Annotated in this window: 9 protein-coding genes; 8 read left to right on the top strand and 1 reads right to left on the bottom strand. The window is 50.5% G+C overall.

Annotated features, from left to right (window positions below; genetic code table 11):
- Positions 1-79 precede the first annotated feature (79 nt).
- From KDK13_RS09440 to KDK13_RS09405, 8 genes are all read left to right on the top strand, one after another.
- Positions 80-322 carry a hypothetical protein gene (locus KDK13_RS09440; RefSeq protein ID WP_257284728.1) on the top strand — a complete coding sequence of 81 codons (243 nt, stop codon included), beginning with the start codon at positions 80-82 and terminating at the stop codon, positions 320-322.
- A 439-nt stretch (positions 323-761) separates the two neighbouring features.
- A complete protein-coding gene (hmgA, locus tag KDK13_RS09435) occupies positions 762-2,060 on the top strand; it encodes a homogentisate 1,2-dioxygenase (protein ID WP_257284727.1) in 1,299 nt (432 codons plus the stop codon).
- 58 nt (positions 2,061-2,118) lie between these two features.
- A complete protein-coding gene (fahA, locus tag KDK13_RS09430) occupies positions 2,119-3,465 on the top strand; it encodes a fumarylacetoacetase (RefSeq protein ID WP_257284726.1) in 1,347 nt (448 codons plus the stop codon).
- A 5-nt stretch (positions 3,466-3,470) separates the two neighbouring features.
- Positions 3,471-4,097 (top strand): maleylacetoacetate isomerase, encoded by a 627-nt coding sequence (gene maiA, locus KDK13_RS09425; protein WP_257284725.1) that lies wholly within the window; start codon positions 3,471-3,473, stop codon positions 4,095-4,097.
- Positions 4,098-4,165: 68 nt separating this feature from the next.
- Complete coding sequence (locus tag KDK13_RS09420; RefSeq protein ID WP_257284724.1) at positions 4,166-4,324, top strand: hypothetical protein; 159 nt, start codon at positions 4,166-4,168, stop codon at positions 4,322-4,324.
- Between the two features lie 25 nt (positions 4,325-4,349).
- Positions 4,350-4,643 (top strand): SemiSWEET transporter, encoded by a 294-nt coding sequence (locus KDK13_RS09415; RefSeq protein ID WP_257284723.1) that lies wholly within the window; start codon positions 4,350-4,352, stop codon positions 4,641-4,643.
- 220 nt (positions 4,644-4,863) lie between these two features.
- Positions 4,864-5,178, top strand: a complete 315-nt coding sequence (locus KDK13_RS09410; protein ID WP_257284722.1) for an MGMT family protein — start codon at positions 4,864-4,866, stop codon at positions 5,176-5,178.
- Between the two features lie 4 nt (positions 5,179-5,182).
- Positions 5,183-5,392, top strand: a complete 210-nt coding sequence (locus KDK13_RS09405; protein ID WP_257284721.1) for a hypothetical protein — start codon at positions 5,183-5,185, stop codon at positions 5,390-5,392.
- Positions 5,393-5,406: 14 nt separating this feature from the next.
- Here the strand turns inward: KDK13_RS09405 and KDK13_RS09400 are convergent, their stop codons facing one another.
- Positions 5,407-6,963, bottom strand: a complete 1,557-nt coding sequence (locus KDK13_RS09400; RefSeq protein ID WP_257284720.1) for an MFS transporter — start codon at positions 6,961-6,963, stop codon at positions 5,407-5,409.
- Positions 6,964-7,024: the final 61 nt, after the last annotated feature.

Below are 7,024 nucleotides of genomic sequence, written 5' to 3'. Positions count from 1 at the left end.
ATATAACTATTTTTTATTAAACAGATTCACATCCTTTTCTAGATTTATTGTTAGGAGCAGTAAACATAAGGATGTAGTTATGACCAGGATAAAGTCCATGCACCAGGATGAGTGGGACGGTGCCTTCTGGAACAGTAATCATGAACATAGAAAGGCAAAAGCACGCAAAGCAAGACACAAAGGGATTAAATCATCAACCATAAGAGAGGGCATTGAGGACTACTTTGAGAAAAGCAAATTGAGAAACAGTCTATCCGATAGACTTCCAGAGTTTGATGATTATGACGATGTAAACAAGCCCGACTACAAACCCCGAATATGAATCATCCCGCCTGCCAACAATGCCACTCATTTAATGTGGCATTTTTTATGTATTAAATAGCCAGAGAAAGTCAACGCGAACCACATTAACCTAAAGCTATGGGCAGTCGCAGAAAATCAGTCAATATATCAACCGTATCAAGGAACCCACCACAAGACTGTTGAACGCAAAATAGCAGCTACACTCTCATGGCAATTGGTCGTGAGTAAAGAACCCCTTAAGCGATTCTCACACGATATTCATCAACCATTATCGACCGGCAGTTGTTGATCATATCCATGACTTGCCAGCTCACTGAAGCTGGACAGCCGTAACCGCACTATTGATCATTGCCGGTGGACATTGCCGGTAAAAATAGTTCATAAATAAGGCTTAACAACAATAAAACAGCACGAAACCAGTATCAGCAATCGACGTTACGATTATGGAGTAATGACGAATGACAACACCTTCCGAACTCCAATACCTCCACGGCTTTGGTAACGAACATGAAACCGAAGCCCGGGAAGGTGCGCTCCCCATCGGGCAATTCAATCCGCAGCGAGCACCTTTGGGACTCTATGCAGAGCAGTTCTCCACCACCGCGTTCACAGCACCAAGGCATCAGAACAGAAGGACCTGGATGTACCGGATTCGCCCTTCAGCAGCCCAGGGCAACTATGAACCCATGGCGTCGAACCTGCTCCGCTCTGGCCCGGTTACCGAGGTAACCGCTCCGCCGGACAGGCTGCGCTGGGACGCACTTGAGTTCCCGACAGAACAAACCGATTTTGTCGACGGTCTGGTCACAATGGCGGCCAATGGTGACCTCCACACACAGACCGGCTCTGCTGTGCACATGTATCTGGCCAATCAGGATATGACCGACCGCTTCTTTTACAACGCCGATGGCGAGCTGCTGATCGTCCCTCAACAGGGCGCTATTCTGGCACGCACCGAGCTGGGCAACCTGCATGTGCCTCCCGGCGAGATACTGGTCATTCCCCGGGGCATCAAGTTTCAGATTCAGCTACCCGAAGGCATGGCCAGAGGCTACATCTGTGAAAATTACGGCGCACCATTTACCCTGCCCGAGCGTGGGCCAGTGGGAGCCAATGGTTATGCCAATGATCGGGACTTCCATTACCCGCTCGCCTGCTTTGAAGATATCGACGGAGAGTTTGAACTGGTGGCCAAATTTGGCGGGAACCTCTTCAGCTGCACTCTGGATCACTCTCCCCTGGATGTTGTCGCCTGGGTGGGCACTTCTGCCCCCTATAAATATGACCTGTCCCGTTTCAATGTTATCAACACCGTCAGCTTCGACCACCCTGACCCCTCCATCTTCACCGTATTGACCTCCCAGAGTGATACCCCCGGGGTTGCCAATATCGATTTCGTTATCTTCCCGCCCCGCTGGATGGTGGCTGAAAACACGTTCCGCCCTCCCTGGTATCACCGAAATATCATGAGTGAATTTATGGGCCTGATCCACGGTGTTTATGATGCCAAGGAAAAAGGATTTGTTCCCGGTGGTGCCAGCCTCCATAACTGCATGAGCCCCCACGGCCCCGAGGCGGAGGTGTTTGAAAAAGCCAGTGCGGCAACGTTAGCGCCTGTGCGATACCAGGACACAATGGCCTTTATGTTTGAGTCCCGTTTTATCTTTGCGCCAACCCGGTTTGCGCTGGAAAGTAATGCCCGCCAAACCGACTATAGTGATTGCTGGAAAGGACTCAGGAAGCACTTCAACTCATAAGCACACCCATAAAATACTGATCATTTTTCTAACTTACCCCGGAGACATAGAGTTCATCATGCTGACACTTAATGAAACACATGATGTAAACCTGACCAGCTGGGTTACATCCGCCAATAACAAAAGCAGTGATTTTCCTATTCAAAACCTGCCCTTTGCCATTTTCCGACGTAAAGACAGTAGTGAATCTTTTCGGGCAGGTGTCGCCATTGGCAACCAGGTTCTTGATCTTGCTGCCATTTCCCACACCACCATTGCCTCAGGAAAATCCCTTGAGGCCGTGGAAGCCTGCGGTGATGAAACACTGAACCGATTTATGGGGCTGGGTTTTGAGTACTGGTCATCCTTGAGACAAACGTTGTCCAAAGCACTGCGTTCGGGTGCCCCGGAAGAAGCTGAACTGTCGGATTGCCTGATTGCCATGGACAATGTGGAATACCGACTCCCCTGCCAGATCGGCGATTACACCGACTTTTATACATCCATCTACCATGCCACCAGCGTTGGCTTACTGTTCAGGCCCGATAACCCATTGCTGCCCAACTATAAGTGGGTCCCCATCGGCTACCATGGCCGGGCATCGTCTGTTGCGGTATCTGGCCGGAACTTTCACCGCCCCTGCGGCCAGACCAAAGCACCTGATGCTGATATTCCCTCTTTTGGTCCCTGTAAACGACTGGATTATGAACTGGAAATGGGTATCTTCATTGGCCCCGGCAACCCCCTGGGTGAACCGATAACGCTGGATCAGGCAGATCAACACGTGTTTGGCCTCTGCCTGTTTAATGACTGGTCCGCCCGGGATATTCAAGCCTGGGAGTACCAGCCACTGGGACCATTTTTATCCAAGAGTTTTGCTTCCACCGTTTCCCCCTGGATTGTTACGCTGGAAGCGCTGGTGCCTTACCTGACCAGCTTTGAACGCCCCGCCAGCGATCCCCAGCCACTGCCTTATCTTGACTCCCGGAAAAACCGCCAACAGGGTTCCATTGATATACAACTCTCTGCGCACCTGCTGACCGGACAAATGGACCAGGAAGGCGACTCACCGGCAAAGCTGTCACAATCCAGCTTCCGTCACTCCTACTGGACCATCAACCAGATGGTGGCTCACCATACCGTGAATGGCTGCAACCTGCAGCCTGGCGATCTATTCGGTAGTGGTACTCAATCAGGCCCCGAACCGGAAGAAGCGGGTTCACTGCTGGAACTCTCCCGGGGCGGTAAAGAACCGTTGTCTCTGCCCAATGGTGAAACCAGAGCATTTCTTGAAGATGGAGACACTGTCATTTTCAAAGGCTGGTGTGAAAAAGTCGGCCATGCCCGTATCGGCTTCGGCGAAGTTCAGGCGACGATTTTACCGGCTCAAGCGGTCCTGCCTGCCCGGACGGATATTGGAGAATAAACACCATGAAACTATACGACTACTTCCGCTCATCGGCTGCCTATCGGGTAAGGATTGCCCTGAACCTGAAAGCGCTTGATTATCAACAATCGGCCATCAATCTGTTAAAAGGTGAGCAAAGCACGGATGAGTATAAAACCATCAACCCCCTTGGACTGGTACCCACAATAACCACTGATCAAGGAATGCTGAGCCAATCCCTGGCCATTATTGAGTGGCTGGAAGAAACCTTCCCGGAGCGCTCCATTATTCCCGGAGATCCCTGGAAAAAAGCCCGGCTGCGCAGTCTCGCTTATCTGGTCAGCTGTGATATCCACCCGATCAATAACCTCCGGGTACTGAAATACCTGCAGCAGAAACTGGCGGTGAGTGACGATGCCAAGACACAGTGGTACAAGCACTGGATTCACACCGGCTTTACCGCACTGGAAGCACAACTGGATGACCAGCCGTTCTGCTGCTCGGAACAGCCCTCTATAGCCGACATTTGCCTGGTGCCCCAGGTATTTAATGCCCTGCGCTTTAAGGTGGAAATGACAGATTTCCCGAAAATCCACGAAATCTACCAGCACTGCAATACGCAACCGGCATTTATCGATGCGGCGCCGGAAAACCAGCCGGACGCCGTGTAAAGGATTATTGCTAACCACAAATGCCCATAGCGCGTGAGAATATTTTGCGCCACCCTCAGGGATGAAAAATGGTTACGCAAAATATTTTTCACGGCAAAGGCGGCAGAATCCACAATAATGATTCGCAAATCAATAGTAATTACAGCTATACCCTCACTGCGGTGCTAACCGGTTATCCCGGGCGTTCCCTCTGGTTTTCAATGGGCTATACTAACTTTCTGCTGTAATCAGGCAAAGGCAGGATATACAACCATGGCATTATTTCAACGGATCGGTAAAGCACTGGAGCCGTTGATGCTGGTAATGGGGATTGTCAGCCCACTGGCCACGCTACCACAGCTTTATAAACTTTTCTTTTCCCATAGCCAGCATGCCGCAGGGTTGTCGCTCGTCACCTGGGTTCTCTACGCCTTCATTGCGTTCTTATGGACACTTTATGGTGCATACCATAAGAACCCTACGATATGGATAGGAAATTGCCTGGGTTTTCTGATGGACGCAACCATGTCGATAGGTATTTATCTACAGGTCGGACTGGTAGTATGAACTCCCTGGTTATTGATCGCGTGAATGGTCTTCCAACATGGAAGTGAGCCATAATATTGATCAAACACTGTCGTTAACCGATCACGGGCTGATGCGTGATTCTCACACAGCCTCTTAATTTGCTTTCCCATTCCCTACTTTTCAAATATCCTGAAATCCTATTGTTTATGATCGATGTTATTGTTGAAAATACTGTGGAAAGCATCGTGGAGAGCCAACATTGACTGCCCCCTTTACCCCTTCGGAAATATGGTACCTGATCAGCAGGATTCCGAAAGGCTCTGTGGTAACCTATGGCCAACTGGCAGAGATGGCCGGGGCCCCTGGCTATGCACGCGTCGTGGGTAATATCCTGAAACAGCTGCCTGCCGGGACTGACCTTCCCTGGCACCGGGTCATTAACGGTAAAGGCCAGATTTCGTTTCCTGATGGATCCAGTCGATACAACCGGCAAAAACAGCGTTTGGAACAGGAGGGAGTGACGATCTCATCCGGAAAAATCAACCTGAAAGCGCATCAATGGCATGGAGAGTAAATACATGGATGGAGCACCGGAAGATATTGCCCTGGCCGTCGAAATTATTCGCCAACTGGAAAACCTGGATTACCCGGAAGAAAACATTCTCAAGGCGATGGTTCATATTTGTCAGGATACATTGAACAAGCTTCCCAACGACGGAACCCGGGAATTCTGGCGGCAGAGACTGATTGCAGAACTGATGGACTCATCAGACGACCAAACCCATTAAACTGGACAAATGAATCAGTCACCAGCCTGATGACGTTCAAGCAGCCGCTCTACATACGACACTAGGCATATAATCGGCAGCCCCAGCAGCGCTGAACCAATAAAGAATACCGGATAGTCCAGGGTATCCACAAAAGTGCCTGAATAACCCGCCAACAGTTTGGGCAGCAACGTCATCAGTGAGCTGAAAATAGCATACTGCATGGCCGTAAAAGCCCGGTTGGTCAGGCTGGATAAAAAGGCAATAAACGCGGCTGACGCCATGCCACCGCTGAGATTATCCGCCGCAATCACCAGGCTTAAATAGAGGCTGGAGGGTTCAAGGTTGGCCAGAAGCGCAAACAGCGCGTTAGATAATGCCGCCAGCAATGCGCCTACCCAGAGAATTCGCATCACACCGAAACGAATGGCCAATACCCCGCCCAGAAAGCCTCCGGCAATGGTCATGATCAGACCAAACGTTTTGGTGATGGTGGCAATTTGCTCTTTGGTATAACCCATATCGTTGTAGAACACATTGGATATCGTGCCCAAAACAATATCAGCAACACGGTAGGTCCCTATCAGTAACAATATGTAGATAGCGACTTTGCCATAGCGCTCAAAGAAATCGGCAAAGGGGGCTACGTACGTTTCCTTCACCATATTTCTTGGCGCAAGATGCACTTTTACCAGCAACCAGGCAGTAACCCCTGCAGCAGCCACACTGCCCGCAAATCGCCCGGCACCGGCCAGAAAACCAGCGATGGGCGTAGACACCCCGGTATCCACCAAAAAGGTTTTCAACGCCGCCAAAGCATCGGCCAGCTGAGTAAAAGAGAGAACAAATGCGCTTGCCGCTAGGGCAAAGAGCAACAGAAAACGCAGATAATCAACGGTACTGTGTGACGATTCGGCAGTTCGATCAACATCAGGCTCAGCGACCAATAGCGTGGTAATAACACCAATCAGCATAAACACGGCCATACAGCGATAGGCCCAGGCCCAGGCCAGATAGTCGTAATTACCGTCATCCGTCATGGTAAACCAGCTGGCCAGTGCCAGTGTTCCAGCTCCTGCCACCAGCATACCGATCCGATACCCGGCAATGTAAGCAGAGGACATCATGGCCTGCAGGTCATCCTCCGCCGCTTCTATCCGGTAAGCATCAATAACGATATCCTGCGTTGCCGAGGAAAAGCCGAGCATAACCGCGCCACTGGCTATCCAGAACAGACCTTCTACAGGATTGTGAGCGGCCATAAACAACAGCGCAGCAATAACAGATACCTGGGATAACAATAACCACGACCGGCGACGCCCTAGCAGGCCATGCAGTACCGGCAATGGAATGCGGTCAACCAGCGGTGCCCAGACAAACTTGAAGGAATAACCTAACGCTGCCCAGCTGAAAAAGGTAACGGCACTGCGCTCTACCCCAGCCTCACGGAGCCAGAGAGAAAGGCTGCTGAAAATCAACAGAATGGGCAGGCCTGCTGAAAAACCGAGAAAAAGAAGAGCAATCACCCGACGGTTAAAAAAGCTTTTACAGGCATCGCCCCAATTCTTCGAAGAATCTGCTGACAGTCCCATTCAGTGCGCTCCATAAAAAACGTGATAAGATACAACGCCACGCTTCTTATTATTTAAAGAT

The organism is Endozoicomonas sp. SESOKO1, assembly GCF_024606265.1.
In the GTDB taxonomy this organism is placed as follows: domain Bacteria; phylum Pseudomonadota; class Gammaproteobacteria; order Pseudomonadales; family Endozoicomonadaceae; genus Endozoicomonas.
Note: the sequence above shows the minus strand (reverse complement) of the source record. Positions and strands in the feature narration are given on the sequence as shown.

Coding starts and splice junctions, on each gene's coding strand:
- KDK13_RS09440 (WP_257284728.1), top strand. CDS start 80: ATGACCAGGATAAAGTCCATGCACCAGGATGAGTGGGACGGTGCCTTC.
- hmgA (WP_257284727.1), top strand. CDS start 762: ATGACAACACCTTCCGAACTCCAATACCTCCACGGCTTTGGTAACGAA.
- fahA (WP_257284726.1), top strand. CDS start 2,119: ATGCTGACACTTAATGAAACACATGATGTAAACCTGACCAGCTGGGTT.
- maiA (WP_257284725.1), top strand. CDS start 3,471: ATGAAACTATACGACTACTTCCGCTCATCGGCTGCCTATCGGGTAAGG.
- KDK13_RS09420 (WP_257284724.1), top strand. CDS start 4,166: ATGGTTACGCAAAATATTTTTCACGGCAAAGGCGGCAGAATCCACAAT.
- KDK13_RS09415 (WP_257284723.1), top strand. CDS start 4,350: ATGGCATTATTTCAACGGATCGGTAAAGCACTGGAGCCGTTGATGCTG.
- KDK13_RS09405 (WP_257284721.1), top strand. CDS start 5,183: ATGGATGGAGCACCGGAAGATATTGCCCTGGCCGTCGAAATTATTCGC.
- KDK13_RS09400 (WP_257284720.1), bottom strand. CDS start 6,963: ATGGGACTGTCAGCAGATTCTTCGAAGAATTGGGGCGATGCCTGTAAA.